General features: G+C 41.9%; 22 protein-coding genes, 1 tRNA gene and 1 pseudogene. 10 read left to right on the top strand and 14 right to left on the bottom strand.

Features of this window, described 5'->3' with window-relative positions; genetic code table 11:
• Nucleotides 1-251: 251 nt before the first annotated feature.
• On the top strand, nucleotides 252-974 hold the full coding sequence (locus V7K40_RS10900) for a response regulator transcription factor (protein ID WP_334959342.1): 723 nt from the start codon (nucleotides 252-254) through the stop codon (nucleotides 972-974).
• 156 nt (nucleotides 975-1,130) lie between these two features.
• On the opposite strand, the gene V7K40_RS10895 is transcribed toward V7K40_RS10900, so the two are convergent.
• Both V7K40_RS10895 and V7K40_RS10890 read right to left on the bottom strand, forming a co-directional pair.
• Nucleotides 1,131-2,495: a lipid-A-disaccharide synthase-related protein gene (locus V7K40_RS10895; RefSeq protein WP_334959340.1), complete on the bottom strand. Its 1,365-nt coding sequence runs from the start codon at nucleotides 2,493-2,495 to the stop codon at nucleotides 1,131-1,133.
• 162 nt (nucleotides 2,496-2,657) lie between these two features.
• Nucleotides 2,658-2,771, bottom strand: a pseudogene (locus V7K40_RS10890) (DUF2887 domain-containing protein); the annotation flags it as partial.
• A 503-nt stretch (nucleotides 2,772-3,274) separates the two neighbouring features.
• On the opposite strand from V7K40_RS10890, the gene V7K40_RS10885 reads away from it, so the two are divergent.
• Nucleotides 3,275-4,873 carry a protein kinase gene (locus tag V7K40_RS10885; protein ID WP_334959359.1) on the top strand — a complete coding sequence of 533 codons (1,599 nt, stop codon included), beginning with the start codon at nucleotides 3,275-3,277 and terminating at the stop codon, nucleotides 4,871-4,873.
• Between the two features lie 8 nt (nucleotides 4,874-4,881).
• On the opposite strand, the gene V7K40_RS10880 is transcribed toward V7K40_RS10885, so the two are convergent.
• A complete protein-coding gene (locus V7K40_RS10880) occupies nucleotides 4,882-6,057 on the bottom strand; it encodes a CapA family protein (protein WP_334959338.1) in 1,176 nt (391 codons plus the stop codon).
• Nucleotides 6,058-6,074: 17 nt separating this feature from the next.
• Between V7K40_RS10880 and V7K40_RS10875 the strand changes: the two genes are divergently transcribed.
• Nucleotides 6,075-6,323, top strand: a complete 249-nt coding sequence (locus V7K40_RS10875; protein WP_334959336.1) for a hypothetical protein — start codon at nucleotides 6,075-6,077, stop codon at nucleotides 6,321-6,323.
• 292 nt (nucleotides 6,324-6,615) lie between these two features.
• Here V7K40_RS10875 and V7K40_RS10870 read toward each other — a convergent pair.
• Nucleotides 6,616-6,700 (bottom strand) — tRNA-Ser (locus V7K40_RS10870).
• Nucleotides 6,701-7,071: 371 nt separating this feature from the next.
• On the opposite strand from V7K40_RS10870, the gene V7K40_RS10865 reads away from it, so the two are divergent.
• The 3 genes from V7K40_RS10865 to V7K40_RS10855 all read left to right on the top strand — a co-directional run bounded on the left by V7K40_RS10865 (nucleotide 7,072) and on the right by V7K40_RS10855 (nucleotide 10,785).
• On the top strand, nucleotides 7,072-7,941 hold the full coding sequence (locus tag V7K40_RS10865) for a class I SAM-dependent methyltransferase (RefSeq protein ID WP_334959334.1): 870 nt from the start codon (nucleotides 7,072-7,074) through the stop codon (nucleotides 7,939-7,941).
• Nucleotides 7,942-8,537: 596 nt separating this feature from the next.
• Complete coding sequence (locus tag V7K40_RS10860; RefSeq protein ID WP_334959332.1) at nucleotides 8,538-9,560, top strand: serine hydrolase; 1,023 nt, start codon at nucleotides 8,538-8,540, stop codon at nucleotides 9,558-9,560.
• Nucleotides 9,561-9,780: 220 nt separating this feature from the next.
• A complete protein-coding gene (locus V7K40_RS10855) occupies nucleotides 9,781-10,785 on the top strand; it encodes a 2-hydroxyacid dehydrogenase (RefSeq protein ID WP_334959330.1) in 1,005 nt (334 codons plus the stop codon).
• Nucleotides 10,786-10,896: 111 nt separating this feature from the next.
• On the opposite strand, the gene V7K40_RS10850 is transcribed toward V7K40_RS10855, so the two are convergent.
• The 8 genes from V7K40_RS10850 to V7K40_RS10815 all read right to left on the bottom strand — a co-directional run bounded on the left by V7K40_RS10850 (nucleotide 10,897) and on the right by V7K40_RS10815 (nucleotide 16,132).
• On the bottom strand, nucleotides 10,897-11,151 hold the full coding sequence (locus V7K40_RS10850) for a hypothetical protein (protein WP_334959328.1): 255 nt from the start codon (nucleotides 11,149-11,151) through the stop codon (nucleotides 10,897-10,899).
• A 2-nt stretch (nucleotides 11,152-11,153) separates the two neighbouring features.
• Nucleotides 11,154-11,339 (bottom strand): hypothetical protein, encoded by a 186-nt coding sequence (locus tag V7K40_RS10845; protein WP_334959326.1) that lies wholly within the window; start codon nucleotides 11,337-11,339, stop codon nucleotides 11,154-11,156.
• Complete coding sequence (locus V7K40_RS10840) at nucleotides 11,339-12,082, bottom strand: M50 family metallopeptidase (RefSeq protein ID WP_334959324.1); 744 nt, start codon at nucleotides 12,080-12,082, stop codon at nucleotides 11,339-11,341. Before V7K40_RS10840 ends, V7K40_RS10845 begins: the two co-directional genes overlap by 1 nt.
• A gap of 82 nt (nucleotides 12,083-12,164) precedes the next feature.
• Nucleotides 12,165-12,296, bottom strand: a complete 132-nt coding sequence (locus V7K40_RS10835) for a hypothetical protein (protein ID WP_298919359.1) — start codon at nucleotides 12,294-12,296, stop codon at nucleotides 12,165-12,167.
• 77 nt (nucleotides 12,297-12,373) lie between these two features.
• The gene (locus tag V7K40_RS10830; RefSeq protein WP_334959321.1) at nucleotides 12,374-13,249 is read right to left on the bottom strand and encodes an FHA domain-containing protein; all 876 of its coding nucleotides are present in this window, start codon (nucleotides 13,247-13,249) and stop codon (nucleotides 12,374-12,376) included.
• Nucleotides 13,250-13,529: 280 nt separating this feature from the next.
• Nucleotides 13,530-14,252, bottom strand: coding sequence for a 6-phosphogluconolactonase (pgl, locus tag V7K40_RS10825; RefSeq protein WP_334959319.1), 723 nt, complete (start codon nucleotides 14,250-14,252; stop codon nucleotides 13,530-13,532).
• Between the two features lie 269 nt (nucleotides 14,253-14,521).
• Nucleotides 14,522-15,265, bottom strand: a complete 744-nt coding sequence (gene rph, locus V7K40_RS10820; RefSeq protein WP_334959317.1) for a ribonuclease PH — start codon at nucleotides 15,263-15,265, stop codon at nucleotides 14,522-14,524.
• A gap of 243 nt (nucleotides 15,266-15,508) precedes the next feature.
• Complete coding sequence (locus V7K40_RS10815) at nucleotides 15,509-16,132, bottom strand: nucleoside monophosphate kinase (protein ID WP_334959315.1); 624 nt, start codon at nucleotides 16,130-16,132, stop codon at nucleotides 15,509-15,511.
• Nucleotides 16,133-16,714: 582 nt separating this feature from the next.
• Between V7K40_RS10815 and V7K40_RS10810 the strand changes: the two genes are divergently transcribed.
• Nucleotides 16,715-17,248: a P-loop NTPase family protein gene (locus V7K40_RS10810; RefSeq protein WP_334959313.1), complete on the top strand. Its 534-nt coding sequence runs from the start codon at nucleotides 16,715-16,717 to the stop codon at nucleotides 17,246-17,248.
• 56 nt (nucleotides 17,249-17,304) lie between these two features.
• Nucleotides 17,305-17,904 (top strand): dCTP deaminase, encoded by a 600-nt coding sequence (dcd, locus tag V7K40_RS10805; RefSeq protein WP_334959311.1) that lies wholly within the window; start codon nucleotides 17,305-17,307, stop codon nucleotides 17,902-17,904.
• A gap of 25 nt (nucleotides 17,905-17,929) precedes the next feature.
• On the opposite strand, the gene V7K40_RS10800 is transcribed toward dcd, so the two are convergent.
• Nucleotides 17,930-19,468, bottom strand: a complete 1,539-nt coding sequence (locus V7K40_RS10800) for a thymidylate synthase (protein ID WP_334959309.1) — start codon at nucleotides 19,466-19,468, stop codon at nucleotides 17,930-17,932.
• A gap of 285 nt (nucleotides 19,469-19,753) precedes the next feature.
• On the opposite strand from V7K40_RS10800, the gene V7K40_RS10795 reads away from it, so the two are divergent.
• Together V7K40_RS10795 and V7K40_RS10790 are read left to right on the top strand one after the other, a co-directional pair.
• On the top strand, nucleotides 19,754-19,969 hold the full coding sequence (locus V7K40_RS10795) for a high light inducible protein (RefSeq protein WP_334959307.1): 216 nt from the start codon (nucleotides 19,754-19,756) through the stop codon (nucleotides 19,967-19,969).
• Nucleotides 19,970-20,114: 145 nt separating this feature from the next.
• Nucleotides 20,115-20,696 carry a thioredoxin family protein gene (locus V7K40_RS10790; RefSeq protein WP_334959305.1) on the top strand — a complete coding sequence of 194 codons (582 nt, stop codon included), beginning with the start codon at nucleotides 20,115-20,117 and terminating at the stop codon, nucleotides 20,694-20,696.
• Nucleotides 20,697-21,013: 317 nt separating this feature from the next.
• Here V7K40_RS10790 and V7K40_RS10785 read toward each other — a convergent pair whose 3' ends face one another.
• Nucleotides 21,014-21,526 carry a hypothetical protein gene (locus tag V7K40_RS10785; RefSeq protein WP_334959303.1) on the bottom strand — a complete coding sequence of 171 codons (513 nt, stop codon included), beginning with the start codon at nucleotides 21,524-21,526 and terminating at the stop codon, nucleotides 21,014-21,016.
• Between the last annotated feature and the right edge of the window lie 1,078 nt (nucleotides 21,527-22,604).

Genomic DNA, 22,604 nt, shown 5'->3' with positions numbered 1-22,604 from the left:
GCTTAATTCTGAGCAAACGGGGCAATTTTGCATTAGTCTCAATATTTCATACTTTTTGTGTAAGTATCTATATATCTCCAGCTAGATATGTCCTCTATCTAAATACTAAAAAATAGGGTGTTTCTTATTTCTATCGGTGGATGCAGACTGTTTGAAAAATCATCTATCTTTAGTTTGGGAAAATAGATAGATAGCGCTTATAAAAGGTAATACTTTGAAAGATTGCAAACAGCGTAAGAGTAAGTGTAGCTATGAATGAAATTAGTATTATTTTAATTGAAGATCACGACTTAACGCGAATGGGGCTACGAGCAGCATTACAATCTCACAGCGCATTGAAAGTAATTGGCGAAGCGGCAAATGCTACCCAAGGATTAAAACTTTTAGAAACGGCAAAGCCAGATGTAGCTGTTGTAGATATCGGCTTGCCTGACATGGATGGCATCGAACTCACCCGTAAATTCAAACGCTACCAAGTTGAAAGTGGGCAAGGCACAACGAAGATTCTGATCCTAACAATGGATCATACAGAGGATGCTGTACTTGCAGCTTTCGCAGCGGGTGCTGATTCTTATTACATGAAAGAAACAAGTATCAGTAAATTAACGGAGGCAATCCAAGCAACTCACGGCGGTAACTCTTGGATTGATCCGGCAATTGCCAACGTGGTATTGCGGAAGATGCGGCAAGGTATTCCTGGAGAGAGCCAAAACTCTGACAAGCCGAAGACTGTAAAAATTGAGGCGCTGGCGTCAGAATATGAGCAAGTTTTGGAAACATACCCCCTGACTCAACGTGAACTGGAAATCCTAGAGTTGATTGTAGCTGGGTGTAGCAATGGGCAAATTGCCGAGAAACTTTATATTACAGTTGGTACTGTGAAAACCCATGTTCGTAATATTCTAAATAAATTATGTGCTGATGACCGTACGCAAGCTGCTGTTAGGGCCCTACGTTCTGGGTTGGTGGCCTAAAGTACTGGACAAGGAGCAGGGAACAGAGCAGGCAGAGGAAGAAGAGGCAGGGGAGTAGTTCTTGCTGGGAGCAAAGGGGAAGGTAATTTTAATTTTCCTCGTTGCCCCCAATAACAACTGCCCCTGTGCCTCTTATGCCCAATGCCCAATGCCTCTTTAACCGAATCGTTCCTGTAAACATTCCGCAATGCGTAATGCGGCTCCCGGTTTACCCATGCGTCGTAAACCATTTTCGGCAATAATTTGCAAAATATCAGGATTTTTGAATAGGGACTGGACTATTTGGGCAACTTCTGCTGGCTCCTCGACTAAAATCAAAGATGAGCCTAAATGACGACTTTGAGCTTCAGCAAAGCCCCGGTTAAATTGGGGTCCATTACCAGGAATCGCGATCGCAGGTTTCCCTAAACCGATAAACTGTTCTGTGGCTGTACCTGCCATTGCGATCGCTAAATCTCCCAAATGCAGACAATCATTATAGGCTTGTTGTGTTAGCAATAAATATGCATTCCTTTGTTTAAATGTAAAGACATTTGGATCAGAGATTTTGAGAGGAGATGCTGATTGAGTGCGCCAGCCTTGGGATTGCACACTTCGGGATAGAATATTAGAGTCTAAACCAGGAGCGATCGCACCTAAAAACACTACTGTGCCAGAAGTATAGAACACTGAATCTCGCTCCTGGAAACTTGCCATCAACGCAGATACGGCAATCATAATTGTTTCCCAGTTAGTGTATGCCTCTGGTGGACGGGAACCAGGAAGAAGAGTCACCATTAAAGGTCGAACTGTCTCTTGCTGTTGACTATTTTGACTGTAAAATTGTTGGCGTGAAAAGGTCGGTTGCAGACCATCCATCATCGGATTACCCAAATTAAAAGCTGGAATTGGCCATTGTTTTAATGTTTCCGTCGTCAGTGCATCTCTAGGGAACACTGCCTTACAACGGCGACGACTCATTAACCAACGTTCCCAAGGATGGTAAACTGAACCAGAAAAGTTTTCCCAACGCGCATCTTTGGATTTCCGTGGTAATAATCCAGCTTCATCCCGCACATAATATTCAGATTTCGCCGTACCCACAAAAGCATAATTAGCGCCACTGAAAGTTGCAAACAATAGCGGGACAATATCTCCCACAGCTAAAATTGCTCTTTTATTACCTAATTTTTTTTGAGAACTCACCCAACGACGGACAGCTTTAATCTGGCTGAGGGTAAGTTGCAATAAACCACCGCGTACATCCCGCACTAATTGGCGACCATCCATATAAATAAAGCCGCCAGAAGGCATAGTGCGGACTGAACCGATCAGAGGGATATTCAACTGTTGATAAGCACGTCCTTCGCCCACCAGAGATAAAGCAAATATCTCTGGTGGGTTTGATTGTCGTTGGAGTTCTTGCAAAATCCGAACTGCAATTACATCTTCTCCATGACCATTACTTAATACAAGTAACCGCAAAGGAGAAGTTGCAGCTTGGGAGTTAGAGGCTAGGGATAAGCGAGATACATTACTCATAAGAAACAAAACATCAATATTAACGGGGCTTTTTTATCTAGGAGAGCGGGTGGTAGATTTGCCTCACTCGTTTGAAGTGGCGGATTACTTGCGTACTGGTGCGGCGATTTACTACCGCAGAGGTGATTTTAATAGTGCTATCAACATTCGTACCGCTTTTTAGAACTGCACCTCACAGAAATATACAATATCCGTACCTTCCTTTTCTGGTAGTAAAAATACCCCATCTATTTCAAACTTCAGTTCTTTAACAGCTACTGAATCAAAACGATAAATTTATGCATTTATTGATGGATTTGTCAATAGTTCAAATAGCAAACTGGCGATTGTTGAAAAATGAAAGAATTTTACTAATTTTTTGCTTATGGTTAATAATCAGACAGCAAAACTCAGACTTGAGCAATTTGCAGGCAGACTTGTAAATCATAGAAGCGATCGCTTTTAATGTGGCTAGAGCCAAGTTAGTGAGTTGCTCTTTAGGCGTTGTAGCAAGTAAAATGTCGAATCAAGTTTCCTGCTTGACATGACGGACGTGGAAGACAACTTGAGTCTGTTTTTTCTTTCAGGATTTCTCAACTCCCGCGTTATCCTATGAAAAAGATAAAACTGTTGTGATCGTGGGGAGGTTTTTCCCGCTTAGGGAGTTCCAACAACTAAATCATCCTGTAGGATAGACAGGCAATAACCCTGTCCTATATAAAATATGGGAAAATTTTTTGGTAATCCCTCAAGACTCAGAACTCGCTAGTTATCTGCTCACTCAAGACTCAGGATTCTCTATGTTAGCAGGCACAATTTTGCAGGATGGAAAATATACCCTAATTCAAGAAATAGGGCGGGGTGGTTTTGGCATTACATTTAAAGCTACTCATCGCTACTTGGGTCAGGAGGTGGTGATGAAAACCATCAATGAACGGCTGCGACAACATCCTGATTTCGCGAAATTTGAGCGCCAATTCCAAGATGAAGCCAGACGATTAGCTACGTGTATCCACCCAAATATAGTTCGAGTCAGTGACTTTTTTGTTGAAGCTGGACTGCCTTACATGGTGATGGAATACATTCCTGGGGAAACCTTGACAGACGCATTTGTATTACCAGGGATACCTTTGCCAGAAGCCACAGCAATTCATTACATCCGGCAAATTGGGGCAGCTTTGCAGGTAGTACACAACAACGGTTTGCTGCACCGAGATGTCAAACCAGATAATATCATCCAACGCCTTGGAACGCAGGAAGTAGTGCTAATTGATTTTGGCATTGCCAGGGAATTTAATGGGGGTGTCAGACAGACTCACACAGGTCTGGTTTCTGAGGGTTATTCTCCAATTGAGCAGTACCTGACGCAAGCGCCGCGCACACCCGCCACGGATGTTTATGGTTTAGCCGCAACCTTATATACTCTGTTGACTGCTCAAGTTCCTATGCCAGCATTATTGCGCGATCGCGAGCAAATGCCTTCCCCCCGCGAACTGCAACCACACTTGAGTGCTGCTGTCAATCAGGCAGTAATGCGCGGTATGGCGGTGGAATCTCGTTTTCGGCCAGCGACAGTTGCTGAGTGGTTACAACTGCTACCTGGAGATGGCGTGAATATGACACCGGAAGCGTTAGCCACTTACGCAGTACCAACTGTCAATTTATCTGCCCAACAGGCAGCATTAATTGGAAAAACTACCCAAAATCGCCTTCATAGACCATCTGTGTTGGTGCAGCCCAACCCAGGCATCGCCAAGAAGACTGTAGTGGCGAAAAAACTAGGGTCATCTAAAATATACATTGGTATAGGTGTAGCCTTGGTTGCCGCTACAGCAGGTTTTGGCATCACTAGAATTTTACCCAAATCTCAGCCGCAGCCAACAGTAAAGCCGCTTTTTGAACAGCCAACTCAAAAGCCAGCCGCGAAAGTACCTAGCTTCGAGAATGGTGAACAGACTAACACTACTTCAAGAACCGAATCAGCACCTGTTTCTAATTCCAAGCAGCGGCGGCGTAATCGTCGTTCTTCCCCGTCAGAAACTCCCAGCAACCCTACAAGAGAATCACAACGGCGTGATTCGGAACAATCCGCACCTTTACCTAAGGTTTCACCTACACCCTCGTTAGTAGAGAAACTACGGGCGATCCGGTCATCTCGTAATGCTTCCCCAGCAACATTGCCACAAAATAACTCACCTGTTTTTAAGCAAAATTCTGCCTCCCCTCAGCCTCTAAATCGATCACATCCTGTGATTATACCAACAGCACCGTCAACCGAATCCAAACAATCAGATCCTTCTGGTATAGTAGTACCAACACAGGAAACGCCAAATTCACCGATTCAGAGTCAACCTCAAAATGACAAATTTCCGAAAAAATTGGGAGATGATAACAATTAAAGGGTTCTTTATTTGTATTTGATATTGCCTACAACAATTTCCCCCTTCTTATTAATTTTCACCGGATTCTTGGGAAAAGCTTGATAATTCAAATAACGCATAAGTCTTACAGTCTGAAAACGCTGATCGATATGAGGGATTCCCTGCCGATCCATCCGAACAGGAATAATTTTACTTGATACTAAATTTCCCGCTGGGTTAAGTTTAACTTCTAAAATCATTGAGTCACCCGTCTGGGCATTTGTAGATAAGGTCCGGTATCCCAGAAAGTTTCCTAAAGAATAGGCAATGATTTTTCCTTTATATATTTCCATCGCTCTCGGAACATGAGGGCCATGTCCAAGTACTAAGTCTGCTCCCGCATCAATCATGTTTCGAGCAAACTTGATCGAATTACCTCGATTTTCTCCATAAAAAAACTCTGTCTGATTCTTAACTTGTAGTGCCCCCGTTCCTTCGGCTCCAGCGTGCATCGATACTACTATAATGTTGGCTTTCTTTTTAGCTTCTGCTACGAGTGCTTGGGCTACTCCTAAATTATGGATCGAATTATATATTTCATAAGGAGAAAACCCGATCATTGCCACAGAGATATTGTTAGCTTCCAAATAGAGAATTTGATTTTTATGATCTAATGTTGCAATGCCCACAGCCTCAAGATTTTTCTTTGTATCTTTAAATCCTACAGGCCCAAAGTCCATTGCATGGTTATTCGCCATATTAAACACATTAAAACCAGCTTCAGCAAATAGCTGGGCATATGCAGGTGGAGAGCGAAAGGCAAATATTTGTCCACGACTAATATCTTTGGCAGTGTAGGGATAATTAGTTAAGCTACTTTCAAAGTTACCAAATAAGATATCAGATCCTTGCAACTGAGTCCTCACTGACTTTGGTAATAATTGATCTCGAAAACGGGGTAACCTATAGTTAGGGAAATTAGTGCCGGGAATAATATCTCCAACGGCTTTGATGGTAATAGTGTCTGGAAAGGTTTGTTGTTTTGTTGTTGATGGTGTAACAGGGATAGGTAATGGAAATTGCACAGGCTCGGTAGGTGTAGTAGCAGCGTTTAATCGCTGTGATTGCCCAAGCCGGATAATGACTCCTATACTAATACCCAGATATAAACAGACGCTGATAAAACTAAATGAGAGCACTCTCCTCATGCTGTGATTTGCCATTGTTCACTCCTCACACGATGGCATTAGTTTATCCCAAAAATACTCAAAGCTCTAATGCCTTAGAATCAATATCTGAGTTTGCAAAGGAATTAACTGAAGAATTACGCAATCGCCCAGAAGTGAAAGTCTGTTTCTGTGTAGGTGAAAATATTAGCGCACACGAATTAGTAAAGGAAATTTTTATAAATTTGTTGACTAAAAACTATAACAAAATTAGCAAAAAATATCAAAGCAATGTAATTATCCAGCCCAATAAGATTGAATAAATTAATATTTATAATAGTTCGGAATTTATAGAATATTTTAAATCTTGTGGCAATAATGAATATGATGTTGTCAGGACTTACGCAACAACTCTCTGAAACTCTTATTCCTTTGTGTCCTACCCTGCGGGAAGCCACTTCGTGTCTATGCGTCCTTTGCGGTTCGTTTTATCATGATTTTGCGTAAGTCCTGGTTGTGTATACTTATGATTTAACTATAGTTACATAACTTAAACCAATTAAACCAGATAACTTCAAGCTTAAATAATTGAAATGCTTACAAAATAAGGAAAAACGGAGAGGGGGGGATTTGAACCCCCGTTGGGTTTCCCCAAAACGCATTTCGAGTGCGTCACCATCAACCACTCGGACACCTCTCCAGCTATTTATTTACAGATTTGAGTATCTATTGTATACTCAAATGCCATGAAGTAAGGGAAATTTTAGCGCATTTCCTATATTACTATAACATTATTGCTTTTTTTGTGTAACGGAATGCTCCGGCAACGTCCAAGCCCAAGACATTTCTCATTATCGTGGTTGATGCAATTACCCAGTGAGTCAATGACACGCAGACAATATTATTATGGTGGTGTTGGCGTAGCGTCTTGTTGAGAAGGCCGATCCTCTGACTGAGGTCAATTTCTTACACCAACTAAAAATTACTCCACCCGATTGCTACGAACAAGTTTGCAAACGTTGGTCAGAATTTCAACCAAGTCAAATACCCTAAAACTTACTTTATTCATCAATGCTCAAGTCAAAATCAATCAACATTCCTAAACCAACTCGATATCAAAATGCGGCGATAGATTATTACATGGGAATCACAGATTCCTCCTATCTCCATTATGGCTATTGGGAGCCACTACCTACTGCTGGTGAAGAATTGACTGTAACTCGCCTGCGTGCGGCGCAAGTTGCTTATGCAGCCAAGCTTTTGAGTTTTATTCCAGAGGGTACAAAAACTGTGCTTGACGTAGGTTGTGGTATCGGTGGGAACGCAGCATATTTGTGCTCACGTGGTTTCACTGTTGAGGGATTAGCACCCGATGTACTCCAACAAGAAAAGTTTATCAAGAATACCAACTCTCAAGTACCTTTCTACTTAACGAGATTTGAAGATTTTCACACTTCACACTCCTACGACCTAGTTCTGTTCAGTGAAAGCAGCCAATATATTGCTGCTGACGATTTGGCTCAAGGTGCAGCTCGTTTATTAAGTAGTGGTGGCTATCTATTGCTTGCAGATATGATGCGCTCTGATGCTGGATATCGAAAGGGAATTTTTTCTAATTGTCATGTCGTTAGCGAGCTTCAGGCGGCGTTGATAAAAGCCGGATTCAAGTTAATTAAGACTGAAGACATTTCCAGCCAAATTGCACCGACGATTGATTTGGGTGTTGATAACTTCCGGACTTTTGGGCTGACCACCATCAAATATATTGCGGATATTGTAGCGATCGCACTCCCACCATTACACGCGATCGGTCGTTTAGCGTTCAAACGCTGGCTGGAAAAGCCGATTGTCGAAGGATTAGCAGCACGCACCATTTTTGATAAGCATCTCTGTTATGAAATTCAACTCTGGCAGTTATCATCAATTCATCAGGTTAACTAAGAGGATGTTTGAAAAGTCCTAAAGTATACTAAAAACCCCACTTCCATTCCTCTCCCTCACTCCTGAGAGGCTTTGAAATCCCCATTCTCTTGTGGGAAAGGGGGCTAGAGGGGTTAGGTTTTAGAGTACCAGAAATACTTTTCAAACATCCTCTAAGATGACCTCTGAAACAAACACCCAACCTGTTGCTGATAAACCTCCTGTAGAACTTTTATAACAGTGAGAAAATCCTCAAAAGCCAATGAGCATTAGTCGTTTTGTAGTTTTCAGTTTCCATTTTTTAATTAGTTCCACTGCGAGTACTTTTTTCATCTCTCTCGCAATGTATAAATCATTGCTAGCGAAATTAAAACAGTAATCATAATCTATTAATATTTGTATAAATACATAATTAATTGATGTAATCTATGCATATTTTCTATACTCAACCTTGTGCTTTTTTGTCACAATTCTTGTTTTCAATATTCTAGGTAATGTGTTATTAATCTCTCTTGACATGGGATATTTTAGGGATTACTATGTCAATCAATCCGGATTTGATTAACTTCTTTGGAAAATCTCTGTAAATAAATCCAACACTATCCTTACAGCACTGCATGAAACTACGCTGGTTCTTATTGAGCCTTACAAGTATTCTTTTACTGTCATCTCCAGTAAAAGCTAATCCCAACACGAATCAAGTTAGCAACGTAAATGACTGGAGTGCAAATCAATATAATTTACAACTACCAAAACTTAAATTTATTCCTCCGGTTCCTCTAAGCGAACCTGTCAACCCAATAAATACTTCTAAATTCACTGGTGTAGTTCCTCTGGGACGCGAGATATCAGAACTAAAAACTCCTATTAAAGCATTAATGGAGCACTATAGATTCCTGACTCCCGGAATGTTTTTTATGGACTTACAAACTGGGGATTATTTTAGTTTTAATGGTGAGCAAGCTTTTTCTGCCGCTAGCACAATTAAATATCCTATTTTGATTGCATTGTTTCAGGAAGTAGATGCAGGGAGAATCAAACTAGGTGAAACTTTGGTGATGCGACGCAAACATGTCACTGGCGGTTCTGGAGATATGCAGTATCAACGAGTAGGAACTAAGCTTAGTCTCTTGCAAACTGCAACTAAGATGATGACTATTAGTGATAACACTGCTACAAATATGATTATTGACCGTTTAGGTGGTGTATCTAAATTAAATCAAAAGTTTCACCGTTGGGGATTGCAAAGCACTGTAATTCACAATCTGCTAGGAGACTTTAAAGGAACTAATAAAACTAGTGCAAAAGACTTGGTACGACTATCAGCTTTGATTACAAATAATCAGTTAATTTCGATGACAAGTCAATCCCAAGTTTTAGGTATTATGATTCGTTGTCACAATAGAACATTGCTCCCATCTGGCTTAGGTTATGGTGCAAATATTGCTCATAAAACAGGTACTCTGCGGTTTGTACTAGGCGATGCGGGTATCATTGAAACGCCATCAGGTAAGCGTTATTTAGCAGGAATTTTTGTCCGAAGACCGAATAATGACAATAGAGCTAGGGATTTTATTCGTCAAGTTTCTCAGGTGATGTATGGCTACTTCGAGCAACCAAAAGTAAGTCATCTACCTTAATTATTTATTGGGTATGAAACATAATTAACACTTAATTTTTGAGCGAAACGTCTGAGTTTAGTACTCACGGAGAAAATTGAATCGCTTACACTAACAGTAATCCTGAAGACTGGCAAAGTTCAAAGCTGTGATCCCGAATAGCCCATCATAGACATCGCTTCTCTAACTGCCAAGGTATTATGTAGTCGAATACCATGCAGCATACAGCTTGAGGTTTTGCATGAAAGTAGCAGTCTTCAGTACAAAAGTCTATGATCGGCATTTTTTGTCAGCTGCAAATTCTCTCACCCAACACGAATTAGTATTTTTTGAACCCCGTTTAAATCGGGATACTGCTATCCTCGCCGCCGGATTTCCGACGGTTTGCGTATTTGTGCATGACCAAGTTGATGCCCCAACTTTAGAGCTTCTCGCCTCATGGGGAACTCGGCTGGTTGTCCTTCGCTGTGCAGGGTTTAACAATGTAGACTTACAAGCCGCAGCGGATTTAGGAATTACTGTTGCGCGTGTTCCCGCCTATTCACCCTACGGAGTAGCAGAACATGCTGTAGGATTGATTTTAAGCTTGAATCGCAAAATTCATCGTGCCTATAACCGTGTCCGAGAAGGCAATTTTTCCCTAGATGGACTGTTGGGATTTAATTTGCATGAGCGCACAGTAGGGATTGTGGGCACCGGCAAAATCGGTCTAATTTTAGGAAAGATTATGAAGGGGTTTGGCTGTAACCTACTTGCCTATGACGTTTATCACAATCCAGAATTGGAAGCGTTAGGTGGAAAGTATGTAGAACTACCTGAGCTATTTGCCAACTCCGATATTATCTCCCTGCATTGCCCCCTGATTCCTGAAACGCATCACTTGATTAACGCTGAGGCTATAAAACAGATTAAGTCAGGCGTGATGCTAATTAACACTAGCCGAGGAGCGCTGATTGATACCCAAGCAGTAATTGAGGGATTGAAGTCTGGTAAGATTGGCTATCTCGGTGTGGATGTCTACGAACAAGAATCAGAATTGTTCTTTGAGGATTTGTCTGGCGAAATTATTCAGGATGATATTTTCCAACGTCTGACAACGTTCCCCAATGTACTTATTACCGGACATCAAGCCTTTTTTACAGTAGAAGCTCTCTACAATATTGCAGAAACAACTTTTGCTAATATTACTGATCTTGAACATGGTCGTCCTTGTGCAAATGAAATTCGCGCTCAACCGTCAGTTTAAATAATGCTTGGCGATTGATCGCTAATATTAAATGACTAGATAACGTTAAGGGAGCACATTCATGTACGCCTAACAATAAGTAACGCAAAGACTTTGGACTGAAATCACCATTCAATCCTCATCATCAGGCAAATTTTCCATTTCCTCACTAATTAGCGTCTGAAAATCTTCGTCACAATGATTATGCAGATGAACCGCAGCAGCTAAGAGTTCTGCTAGAATTTCAGCTTGTTGATTAGCAGTTAAACTAGGTAACTGTAACTGGTTAACTAATGCTTGTACTTTCAGGCACTCTGTACCTAATTCAGCAATCAAGGTACTGAGGGTTGAATTCGTGACTGCAAGAGAGCGATCGCTAATCTGCATATTTATTGTCCCAATCTTTTACGCGCTTGTTGGATTGCCTTGTCAAAAGCACGAATCTCTTTTTCCCAATGCTTAATTAAACCTTCGTCAGGAAAACTCTTCTCTGATTCGAGTCTAATCTTTTCTTGATGTTCAATAATTCTTAGAGTCAAAGATTCAATCGCCTTTTTGTGATGCTTATTACCCATTACTCCGAACGATAAGCAACGCGGAGACTTTGGACTAAAATCACCAGAGATGCGATCGCCATCAAACCGCCCCAAAACCAGTAAGGTAAAAGCAAATACCGCTGCATTTGCGCTGTATCAGAGAGTCCAAGGGGGCCAGCAGAGCTACTAAATAGATAATCAAGTTGATGGTACGTACTCACACAAGCTTGCACACCCAGCAATTGAATGGCAAACCCTTGAGCCCAGCGAGGTGCTCTCAGGGCGATACCCAAAATTATTAAACCCAGCAAGGGAATTGCCACCAATCCAAACCAGGAACGTATCCAAATTAATGTGGAAAACAGCAAAAAACTCCCTAATATTTTTAAACAGAGGGTTGCTGCTCTAAAACTGCGGGAAGCCAGAATCAAAGCTGCACCGGCAAGAGGCGGTCCCATTGGCCCTGCTGCTGCGACCATTGCCGGGCCAATTGGCCCCAATGCCGACCGGATACCATAAGTTGCGACACCGGAACCATTGCTAAAAATCTGCAACTTCTGAAACTGTCCCCCTAATAGGAGTGCCATTAAGCCGTGACCCATTTCATGAAACCAAGTTGCCAAGATTGTAAATGGGTATAAGATATAATCCCCTCCTGGTATTTGCCACAATAAAGCTGTTGCGATCGCTGCTGCAATTAACCAGGTTAGCCCCATACGTTCAACAACTGGCGGGGCTTCTTTGGTGAGCAAGGGTTTAAAATTTTTGCTTGGTTCCCTCATAGGTCACTCGATTTTGGATTTTAGATTTTAGATTTTAGATTTTCCGGAAAATTCAAAATCTAAAACTGACAGTGTATTTTCTCTATCCTAGTGTAATTATTAAGGTAGTGGGGTTGCTGGGCAATGCAACAATTCGCACATCAAAGCGACGGCTGTAAACTATGGCGCTATCAAGAACAACATAGTTATCCGTCGCTTGTCTGATGCGGTTCATTTGTTTATCCTCCTTCAATGATGCCGGAGGATGGGCAGAAAATGCCTAGACTGATGTCACAATTGATCGACAATCAGTTAAGCAAGTTGAAACAGGAATGTCATTAAGTCGCCTTTACCCAAGCTGATGCGATCGCCTGGTCGCAAGCGGTGACGATTCCCCGGTAAGAGTGGCAAATTATTAATGTAGGTGCCATTGGAACTTCCCACATCCTCTACATAGTGAGCGTCTCCCTCGACGCGAATATCTGCATGAATCCGCGAGACAATTTCTGAATTGGGAAATCCTGAAACATCTATATCTGGGGGAATCCGGTCATTGAGCTTGCCGATATGAATCACAGAGAGATTTTGGGGCAATTCAATTAACCGATCACTTTGAACGTGGATTAACCGCGCTGTAACCTGCTGCAATTGCGTTCTGGCAGCAGTTGCAGTTGGTGCTGCTGCTGGCGGGGGTAGTTCGGCTTCAGAGGCTGGCGTTGGTTCCAAAGGTGGTGGAGTCGGAATACTTTGTCCAGAAACTACGGGTTGAGCTACAACGGTTGGCGGTGGTTCTGGGAGGCTGCTTTCTGTAACAGATACCTGTGGCGGAGCTACTGGGGTAACTGCCACCTCTGTTGGTGGTAAAGATGAGCCAGAGGGATGGGGATTAGTAGAACCGCTTATTCCCAAAGCATCTGGTTGTAAAAGTTCTAACAGTGGATCGGGTGGATCTAACGGCGGAACTTCCACAGGAATATTGGGAGTAACTGTTGCAGCTACCGCAGTATGAACATGTGGAACTCCTGCGGAGTGAAGGTTATAGCCACACTGACCGCAGAATGCAGCATCTGCCTGCACAGTTGCCCCACAGCTGGGACAGTTAGTAGTCGCGGGTAAGGGTGTATAGCAGGCTTCACACTGGACAGCGCCGTCAGGGTTAGGATGATTGCAATTAGGGCAGACGATCATCGATATTTAGCCTTTGTTCAAGATCATCATAAATATAGGTAGGACTGGCAAGCAGAGAGCGGCCCTAGCTTTAGATTCTAGCAATTACTGCTGATGGAACAATGAATTGGACACTCTGACGCGAGGAAAGGAGCATACTTCGACTTCCTTCGACTCCGGCTCCATGTCCGCAAGCCGAGATGCTCAGGACAGGTCGCTCAGTAACCAGCAAAGCAGAGGGGAAGTTACAGTAAGTCTTTCTGCCCCTTTGCACTGCCTCTTGTGCCCAATGCCCCATTGTTCAATGTTGGAGTTCCAAACCTGCTGCCGCATCCAGCAGCCACCAAAGTTCACCTTGGGGCTGAATTAAGCGGGATGGGTAAGTGAAGTCATCCGCTACAGGTGCAAAGACTTGCGCTAAAGCTGGTCGTTTATTAGCACCAGCAACCAGAAAAATCACGCTGTGAGCAGAGTTGATAAAGGGGTATGTGAAACTTATCCTGAGGTTTCCGTTTTTGTTACCCACAGTCAGCAGGCGATCGCGTACTTTGAGAGCCTCTGTATGGGGAAACAAAGATGCGGTATGTGCATCATCACCCATTCCTAGTAATACTACATCCAATGAGGGAAACTCGACCCCAGAAGAATTGAAAAATTCTTTGAGTTGTTGTTCATACTTAGCAGCAGCCAGTTCTGGATTGGCTTCTAAAGTTGGTACAGGATGAATGTTAGCCGCTGGGATGTCAACACGATCTAGCCACGCACGACGCGTCATCAGTTCATTGCTATCGGGGTGATCTGGTGGTACGTAACGCTCATCCCCCCAGAATATATGAATTTTATCCCAAGGCAGTTTTTGATTAGCGATCGCTTCGTATAACGGTTTAGGTGTATTACCGCCAGATAAGGCGATGGTAAACTGCCCCCGCTGCTCAATGGCAGTTTCTAACTTGGACAGAATTAATTCTAGCGCTCGTGCAACCAGTGCTGGCTGATCCGGTAGAACTTCAACGGTTTTGTTCATGGCTTCATCATATTGCTGGCTTCCAGCAATACAATACCGAACTTATTACAGTCCTCCTTTTGAAATTTTGAAACATTTAACATCGTGGATTAAGTAGGCTGGAAAAATATAGACGCTCATTATCATTTTTAACGGTGAGTTGTCAGTAGTCAGTCGTACTAACTACTAACTACTTTCATGATTATTTTATTTACACCCAGTTACTTGATACTTGGTTGAGTAACGCCATAGAGGATACATTGATTAATTCTTATTAAAAATTAATAAAACTAATTAATTAGAAACAATGCTTCCCAGTCAGCGATCGCTTCGCGTTGGGCGATTAACAATTGCTGAATTCCTTTTTGAGCGACATCTAGGAGTTGATCCAGCTGAGTACGGCTAAAGCTGCCTTCTTCGGCTGTTCCCTGGACTTCAATAATTCCCAGGTGTTGATTCATCACCACGTTAAAATCTACTGTTGCAGCCACATCTTCAATATAATTTAGATCTAAAAATGGCTCTTTCTCCAGTAATCCTACGGAAACTGCTGCTACCTGTCCACACAGAGGCGATCGCTCCAACCCGCCCTCCTGCAACAATTTAGAAATCGCATGAGCCAACGCGACAAAAGAGCCTGTAATCGCTGTTGTCCGAGTTCCAGCGTCTGCTTGCAAGACATCGGCATCTACAGTCAGCGTGCGTTCTCCCAGAGCCTCAAAATCCACTGCTGCGCGTAAGCTACGCCCAATTAGACGTTGAATTTCTTGCGTCCGTCCAGATAATTTCAATAATTCCCTTTCTTGCCGTTTTTGAGTAGCAGATGGTAACATCCGATACTCAGCAGTTAACCAGCCTTTACCAGTTCCTTCGAGAAACTTCGGAACTCCTTTAGTAACGCTAACGGTACAAAGTACCTGAGTGTCACCACATCTGGTGAGAACAGAACCGGGAGCAAAGCGGGTGAAACTGGGGTAAAAGCTGATCGGACGTAGTTCGTAGGGAAGACGGCCGTCTGGACGCTGCCAAGCCATTAGAGTTGCCTCAAGTTTTACAATACTGCCTTAAGGTTACCTTAGTGTTGTAAATCATCATTTTAGGGGCATTGGGCATTGGGAAAGAGGAGGTAGAAGTTTTTGAATTTTGTTAGCGCAGCGTAAAGCCTTCTCTACGAGAGGCTACGCCAACGGCATGGCAACTCTTGGAGAGGCTGCGCCAACGCTTAGAGCGAGTCTGCAAGCGTCATTTTGAATTGATTTGTTTCCCCTGCTTCTTTTCTAAGGAACTGAAAGCAGAGTCAAAATATTTTGCTGCACCATATCTGGTGACTGGTCGCCGTTGATGGTCAATAGGCGGCGACGACGGTCGTAATATTCTAGGATAGGAATGGTGCGATCGTAGAATAATTCTATACGGCGTTGCACAATTTCCGGTTGGTCATCTGGTAGTGATCGCCCCAAGGATCGGCTAACCATGACTGCTTCTGAGACTTGAAGATAAATTGCCCAATCTAGCTTTTGTCCTGAATTATCCAATAAAAAATCTAATTCTTTAGCTTGGAAGGCAGTACGGGGATAGCCTTCTAACACCCAAGCACAGTCAATATCTGGTTGTCTGAGGCGAATTTGGATCAATTCAATAATCATTTCGTCTGGAACTAACTCCCCTTTTTCCATGTAGGGCCGTGCGTGGTAACCTAATTCACTCAAGCTAGCGTAAACCGGAAGAGAAGTCCGGGGATCGGCATGTGACCATCGAAGTTCCGGGATATGTTGATCGCCAGATATTGCTTCCCGTAAAATCTCTCCTGTAGAAATCAGAGGAATATCAAAGTATCTGCAAAGCCTTTGTCCTTGAGTGCTTTTCCCCGATCCTGAACCTCCCACAATCACCAATCTCACAACAATTAACTCCTCATCCTGTCAAATTCACTACTTGTTAAGTCTGTTTTGCCCAAACAACCGGGAAATCTAACATTTAGCGATTTTCAGCCGTTATGCCCAGCTTTTTTAAATAAATGGAACTCTAACTCATGTGTTTTCATTTTTACAACTACTTTCAGAGAAAAAAACCAAAATAACTCTTGACTTCAGCACAAATGTAGTGTTTGACTAAGAATGCAATTTGCCAAATCCACCACACGTGTGAAAAACAGATTGATTATACAGGCAGATTTGTAATAATTACTGTCAACAAGAGGACTTTTGGGACAAGAGTCCTCTTGAGACTCATTGGATAGGGGGACTTTGGGGTTACCCCATAGACAAATCTATTTGGTCTGAAAAGTTGGACGCCTTATACCTCATTGCAAGTAATCTCGGAAGAAATTTTTCTTTTTTTGCATAAATGAATTTACTCTTCTTGAAAAGAAAGTAGACAAGGGGTTTTTTCTTTTTTCCCCAAGTCCCTAAATCTGCCCTCCCAAGAGTCCTCTTCGGTCAGCAGAAAGCCTCAAATTATTGTATCTTTTTGAACTTAACCCTATGGTTGCCCAGCTAGAAACAAGTATCAATTCAACCCTTCCCTTACTATATCCAGTTGAAGGACTAGTGCAAGTTTTCACTAGCTCCCATCGCAACTTTTTTACGAGCGTTATGGCTCAATCACTGAGAATAGCTGGACAAGGAACGCCAGTATTAATAGTGCAGTTCCTCAAAGGAGGTATTCGTCAAGGACATGATCGACCCATACAATTAGGGCAAAATTTAGATTGGATTCGCTGTGATTTGCCTCGTTGTATCGATACACCACATTTAGAAGATACGGAAAACCAAGCCTTACAAAAGCTGTGGCAGTATACACAGCAGGTAGTGTCTGAGAGTAAGTATTCTCTTGTTGTCTTAGATGAGTTAAGTTTAGCGATTAACTTTGGTTTAATTCCTGAAACCGAAGTTTTAGGGTTTCTGGCAAAACGTCCTCCCCACGTCGATATCATTCTCACAGGGCCAGAGATGCCCAAATCCCTTTTAGATATAGCAGATCAAATTACAGAGATCCGCCGGAGTTATCGACCCTAAACAAAATACTCAGTTCACGATATTCTAGTAATTCAGTTTGGATTAGCTGTGAACTTGTGATTAAAAACGATATCTGGATTACTGAAAAGGCTCAACAGGGTCTAATTTCGCCCTTTGAGCCAAGTTTAATCCGAAAAGTACAAAAAGATGAGTCTGTAGCAGTTCAACCTGTAATTAGCTACGGTTTGTCTTCTTATGGCTACGATATACGCCTTTCCTCGGCTGAGTTCCGCATTTTTCGCCACATTCCCGGAACTGTAGTTGATCCCAAAAACTTTAATCCCCAGAATTTAGAACCAACAGCACTGCACACAGATGCCAATGGCAGTTATTTTATTTTACCTGCTCATTCCTATGGACTTGGGGTTGCTTTAGAAAAACTAGAGGTTCCTGAGAATATTACTGTAATTTGTATAGGTAAATCTACATATGCAAGGTGTGGAATCATTGCAAATCTGACACCTGCTGAAGCTGCATGGCGGGGTCATCTAACTTTAGAATTTTCCAATTCTTCCAGCGCAGACTGTCGCATCTACGCTAATGAAGGTGTGGTGCAATTATTATTTTTAGAAGGCGAACCCTGCGCTATTAGTTACGAAGCTCGTCAAGGTAAATATCAGGATCAGCTAGAAATTGTTACTTTAGCTCGCATGTAGTAATTATGCCTAATACAGATTGAATTTACTTTGAAATCAAATGGGTTTTTAGCGGCTTGTCTTGTTCATAAACTAGACTTTGACTCATTGACAAAACAACTTCTGCTTTTTGCAACTCTGCTCCCAAATACATTGCATGTTCTACTTCTAAACCTGGACAATCCGCTGCTATTTGCCGATAGAGTTGACTTGCAGATTTAGCTGAATAACAATTAACTACTTCTCCAGATCCAGGTGTTGTGTGTTCTACTAAAATTATGCCATCCTGTACAGTAATCATAAAGTTACCTGATGGATCAGTGTAATCCTTTTGCTTAAAAATTTTGGGGTACTGATGTTGAATCAGCTTATCAGCATTTTCAAAACAGTCATCATAAATATGGGCACTCTGGCTAATAGTAATTAATGGTCCCATTTTCAGATGATGCGTTGATTGTTTAGTCACTTCGTCCCAGAGATGTTTTTGCAAAGCTCTTAACCCCATAGCATTAGCAGGCCATGCTGAAAACATATCATTACTGCGGAAAGTTGCTGTTAAAGATAGTTCCTGATCAACCACTCGTATCCAAATGTGATTAAGACAAGGTGGACTATCGTTTAAGAGAAGGTCATTACGTACATCCCACAGAGACATCACTACCCTAGCTGAATCAATATTTTTGACAAGTTTTTTAATTACTTCTTTAATTTGATCAATTTTATAAAACCCTGAACGGAGAAGTTGACCATATGTATACTTTACTCCTTCTTCACTGTGAGAAATATCATCTAAAATGTTTGAAGTATAAGGATCAATAAAAGAGCGATCAAATGGTAAATAATTAGGTTCTGGAAAATAGAAGTCATTAGGCTCATCTGTGACAATTGCCATTAAGTCAATCAGTTCTTGCCATTGCCCATCATGAAGCGTAGGGCGAATCGTGCCTGTTGTTTTAATGCGGTGGATAATTTTTACCCAAGTTTCAGCTATGGTCTTGCCTTCAATTCGGTGTCCGTAGCGTGGACCAGGTAAAACAGTTGATTCAACGGTTGACATATTAAACCTTAACGGCAAACTCCACGGTTCAATCACGTCTCGTTCAGCATAGGACTTAACTTGATTAATTGCATCAGTAATTAATTTGGCTTCTTTCCAATCTACGGACTGTCGTAATTTTTCCAGGGCATTAATATCAATATCAATATCAATATAACTAAGAATAGTAGACCGAATTATCCAGCAACGCCGTCCAGTGTCACTCCTTCCTTCTTCAAAACCATTGCAAAAAAAGTCCAGCAGGCACTGACATCCGCCTGCGTTCTTGTCTTCCTTCGTAGCGTTGAGAACAACTAAATAGCGAACGTGGGGATTCAACAGCAAATTGCGAATTAGTAAGTTTATCCCTCTTGTCGGTGAGTATAGTTGCCCAATTACAGCATACTCTTTGGGTTGCAGGTGTTTAGCGATCGCCTGCTTCACTGTCCACCCTGTAATCACTGCTGTTTGCCCATGTCCATAGATTAGCTGGTTGGGCTTGTGCTGTGCTTGGTAATGAAATTGGGTTACTTGACCCGTTCCTGTCATCGTTGGTTAAAAGTAAAACCTAACTAGTTTAACATCCAATCACAATTAATACTAATTTGGAAAGTTGATTCTTGAGATTGACCTGAGATGCAAGAGACACTACAAGCGATCTGTTTACCAGTTAGTTGAATTTCTGATAAATGTTATGAGCGCTCTTTTCCTTCCTACAGCTAGGGTTATGCCTCCCACAGATACTTCCTCTAGAACCCGATCACTATTTTTAGTTTACAAATATTAATATCTCTGTTACAGTTATTTACATAAAGAGAAGACAGGGAAAAATCCATGCGTACAAACACTGCTATAATTGACGACCAAGGCAAACTGAACAACTTTGCGATCGAACCAAGGATTTATATAGATGATCAAGGCGATCGCACAGGTTTCACTCCTTTTGCAGAACTGCTCAACGGTCGTTTAGCAATGATTGGTTTTGTCTCTCTGATAGCATTAGAAGTATTCACAGGACACGGTATCGTTAGTGTTTTGACAAGTCTGTAAAAACTGATTCCTGTAACATAACTCTCAACATAAATTAAGAGACGGTAAATTTACCGTCTCTTAATTTATGGAAAACTTAGTGGTAAAGTAAAATATACTGATAGCAAAAGCCGTTAGTTATCAGCATAAAGTTATCAGGTAAATTATGGCTTTAACTGCTTCAACTATGTTGCCGCTAGGCACAAAAGCACCAGATTTTGATCTACCGGAAGTAGTATCTGGAAAGGCAACTTCACTTTCCACCTTTGCAGACAAAAAAGTGCTGTTGGTAATGTTTATTTGTCGGCATTGCCCATTTGTAAAGCACGTCCAACAAGAATTAGCGCAGTTAGGAAAAGATTATTTTACAGGTAATTTAGCGATCGTTGCCATCAGTGCTAATGATGCAAAGAATTACCCAGATGATGCGCCAGAGTCGTTACAAGCATTTGTTACAGAACAAGGGTTTAATTTTACCTTCTGCTACGACGAGAGTCAGGAAACGGCAAAAGCTTACACAGCAGCTTGCACACCAGATTTTTTTGTATTTGATGACCAACGCCAACTTGTTTATCGGGGGCAATTAGACGATAGCCGTCCGAGTAATGGTAAACCTGTAACAGGCGCAGATTTACGCGCAGCCATTGAAGCAGCGCTGGCGGGTAAACCTGTGACAAGCGAGCAAAAGCCGAGTGTTGGTTGCAATATTAAATGGAAACCTGGAAACCAACCCAGTTATTTTGGTTGAAAGGAACTAGTACCGTAAGGCGGAAGTCAAAAGGAGCCAGTGCGTTGGGGAGCCAGCCCGGTCTTCTCCCAAAGGGAGAGGCTAGCGCCAAGGGGGTTTCCCCCATGAGCGACTGGCGTCCGGCTCTGCCGACTTGTTCGCTCTTAGCGTTCCCGCAGGGTAGCAACTGGCGTTCAAAAGTCAAAAGTTAAAATGAATACAGCGTAAGCGTTTCGTTGATTTGGAATGGGTGGCTTATTTATGCCGTACTGTATTAGGTATTGGGTATTGGGTACTGGAAAATGTTTTTAGTCCCCAATCCCCAGTCCCCCTAACTATCAATGTTTAATTTCCAAATTAAGTATGTAGCATCCTAGTTGGACTTTTTCTGCCCACAATTCATATTCCAGACGCAAATGTTCTGGCAAAGGATGTCCGTTGAGAGTTAAGCTACTAGTAAAATTTCGTAAACGAATCGGATTGTTAGGTTGGAATGACTCAGTTGGCAACCAATAGCGACTAATGCCATAAACGCCCTGTTCCCAAAAGTGACGGTAACTCACTTGAGCGTTACCTTGCATAGTCATGATCACCCGGTAAGGGGAAATCTCCAGCCACAAAATTCTGGGACTGTTAGGGGCATAAGCTTTGCTCTTACTTTGGGTAAGTGTGTCCTCTGGACTTACGACACTCTCTACTTCGCAGCTAATTAGGGGCGGTGCAGTTAACAGCAAATGGAATCTGTTAGTATCCTTTTGATACAATGTTGCGGCAGTTTCCACAACAGACCAGATTGGTAGGTCAGTGGAAATAAGTGATAAGCACACGGGCTTGCGGTGATGGGTGAGCATGGGAGCGATAAGGGCTAAAAGCTATTGAACAAAGTAAAATGAACACTCTAACTGTCTAATAGGTCACGGGTAAGAAACTAAATAGTAAAACAGGCTTAATATTAATGAATCAGCTGATTTGTCAAGCTACAAAAATTTGGATAAAAACAGGTAGAATGTCAGCTTAGATAGCAAAAACGGTATTTTTCTAGAAAAAGCTAATTCGTAAGTAAAGCTTGTAAATATTCTAAGGCTATAGCCTCAAAACAGTGGGAGTCGTTTTAGATGCTAAGAAACCTTATTGAGAGAGACTTGCCGTAGATTGAAGTAAGTTTCAATACAGCAAAAAGCGATAGGACACTAGGCAGGAAGTCACTAGCAGCGACAAATAAAGTCACTGATAAACTTCCGGTGTATTCAAAAGCCAGTGTATCCTAATGTCGGCTTCTGTTATAACCGTAGAAGCTCACAAGACCTTTCTCACAAGTTAATTATTCAGCAGCCATTTTATTGGGCTATCTTTACAGGCTGGCATCTGGGGAGCATCCCAATGCAAGCAAATTTACTAAAATCGTTAAAAGTCAATTGCAAATGAAGCATACTCCAACTCTACAAGACGCTCTTGGGTTCGTGCAGCGTTGCGAAGAAAAGAATCGTAAAGTGTGTGTAATATAACCCGTGAGCAGTAAAAAAACTAGAGCTAAATTTTCTTCCAAGAAACTGATACACAAAGGAATGGGAGCCAAAATTGAAACACTCATGTTCTCTGTACTCAATACTGCTTAAAGCTTAACCGAACCGATTGACCCAATACCTTTTTGTTTAATGTTAAGAAATATTTCCTTAATAGCATCTATGACTGGTGACATGGATCACAAAGGAGAAAACGCGTTACATTTATTTACGATATCTTCAGTAGACCTTTATATATCTAACTCTGTTTCATCACTTTAGAAAACGAAAAATCAGATGCCATTTTTAATACAAGACAAGAAATGGGTTTGAGTTTTTATTTTTTAATACAATGCACAAAATTGTGGCTTTTTGACAAAAGCCACTTGTATGAAGGATTCTAAATTATTCTCTCGCAATAGTGATG

The organism is Nostoc sp. (genome assembly GCF_036917195.1).
In the GTDB taxonomy this organism is placed as follows: domain Bacteria; phylum Cyanobacteriota; class Cyanobacteriia; order Cyanobacteriales; family Nostocaceae; genus Nostoc.
The sequence above is the reverse complement of the archived record's forward strand: the minus strand, read 5'-3'. Positions and strand labels throughout refer to the sequence as shown.

Excerpts from the sequence above, each read along its gene's own strand:
- V7K40_RS10900 (WP_334959342.1), top strand. The coding sequence starts at position 252 with ATGAATGAAATTAGTATTATTTTAATTGAAGATCACGACTTAACGCGA.
- V7K40_RS10895 (WP_334959340.1), bottom strand. The coding sequence starts at position 2,495 with ATGAGTAATGTATCTCGCTTATCCCTAGCCTCTAACTCCCAAGCTGCA.
- V7K40_RS10885 (WP_334959359.1), top strand. The coding sequence starts at position 3,275 with ATGTTAGCAGGCACAATTTTGCAGGATGGAAAATATACCCTAATTCAA.
- V7K40_RS10880 (WP_334959338.1), bottom strand. The coding sequence starts at position 6,057 with ATGGCAAATCACAGCATGAGGAGAGTGCTCTCATTTAGTTTTATCAGC.
- V7K40_RS10875 (WP_334959336.1), top strand. The coding sequence starts at position 6,075 with ATGGCATTAGTTTATCCCAAAAATACTCAAAGCTCTAATGCCTTAGAA.
- V7K40_RS10865 (WP_334959334.1), top strand. The coding sequence starts at position 7,072 with ATGCTCAAGTCAAAATCAATCAACATTCCTAAACCAACTCGATATCAA.
- V7K40_RS10860 (WP_334959332.1), top strand. The coding sequence starts at position 8,538 with ATGAAACTACGCTGGTTCTTATTGAGCCTTACAAGTATTCTTTTACTG.
- V7K40_RS10855 (WP_334959330.1), top strand. The coding sequence starts at position 9,781 with ATGAAAGTAGCAGTCTTCAGTACAAAAGTCTATGATCGGCATTTTTTG.
- V7K40_RS10850 (WP_334959328.1), bottom strand. The coding sequence starts at position 11,151 with ATGCAGATTAGCGATCGCTCTCTTGCAGTCACGAATTCAACCCTCAGT.
- V7K40_RS10845 (WP_334959326.1), bottom strand. The coding sequence starts at position 11,339 with ATGGGTAATAAGCATCACAAAAAGGCGATTGAATCTTTGACTCTAAGA.
- V7K40_RS10840 (WP_334959324.1), bottom strand. The coding sequence starts at position 12,082 with ATGAGGGAACCAAGCAAAAATTTTAAACCCTTGCTCACCAAAGAAGCC.
- V7K40_RS10835 (WP_298919359.1), bottom strand. The coding sequence starts at position 12,296 with ATGAACCGCATCAGACAAGCGACGGATAACTATGTTGTTCTTGATAGC.
- V7K40_RS10830 (WP_334959321.1), bottom strand. The coding sequence starts at position 13,249 with ATGATCGTCTGCCCTAATTGCAATCATCCTAACCCTGACGGCGCTGTC.
- pgl (WP_334959319.1), bottom strand. The coding sequence starts at position 14,252 with ATGAACAAAACCGTTGAAGTTCTACCGGATCAGCCAGCACTGGTTGCA.
- rph (WP_334959317.1), bottom strand. The coding sequence starts at position 15,265 with ATGGCTTGGCAGCGTCCAGACGGCCGTCTTCCCTACGAACTACGTCCG.
- V7K40_RS10810 (WP_334959313.1), top strand. The coding sequence starts at position 16,715 with ATGGTTGCCCAGCTAGAAACAAGTATCAATTCAACCCTTCCCTTACTA.
- V7K40_RS10800 (WP_334959309.1), bottom strand. The coding sequence starts at position 19,468 with ATGACAGGAACGGGTCAAGTAACCCAATTTCATTACCAAGCACAGCAC.
- V7K40_RS10795 (WP_334959307.1), top strand. The coding sequence starts at position 19,754 with ATGCGTACAAACACTGCTATAATTGACGACCAAGGCAAACTGAACAAC.
- V7K40_RS10790 (WP_334959305.1), top strand. The coding sequence starts at position 20,115 with ATGGCTTTAACTGCTTCAACTATGTTGCCGCTAGGCACAAAAGCACCA.
- V7K40_RS10785 (WP_334959303.1), bottom strand. The coding sequence starts at position 21,526 with ATGCTCACCCATCACCGCAAGCCCGTGTGCTTATCACTTATTTCCACT.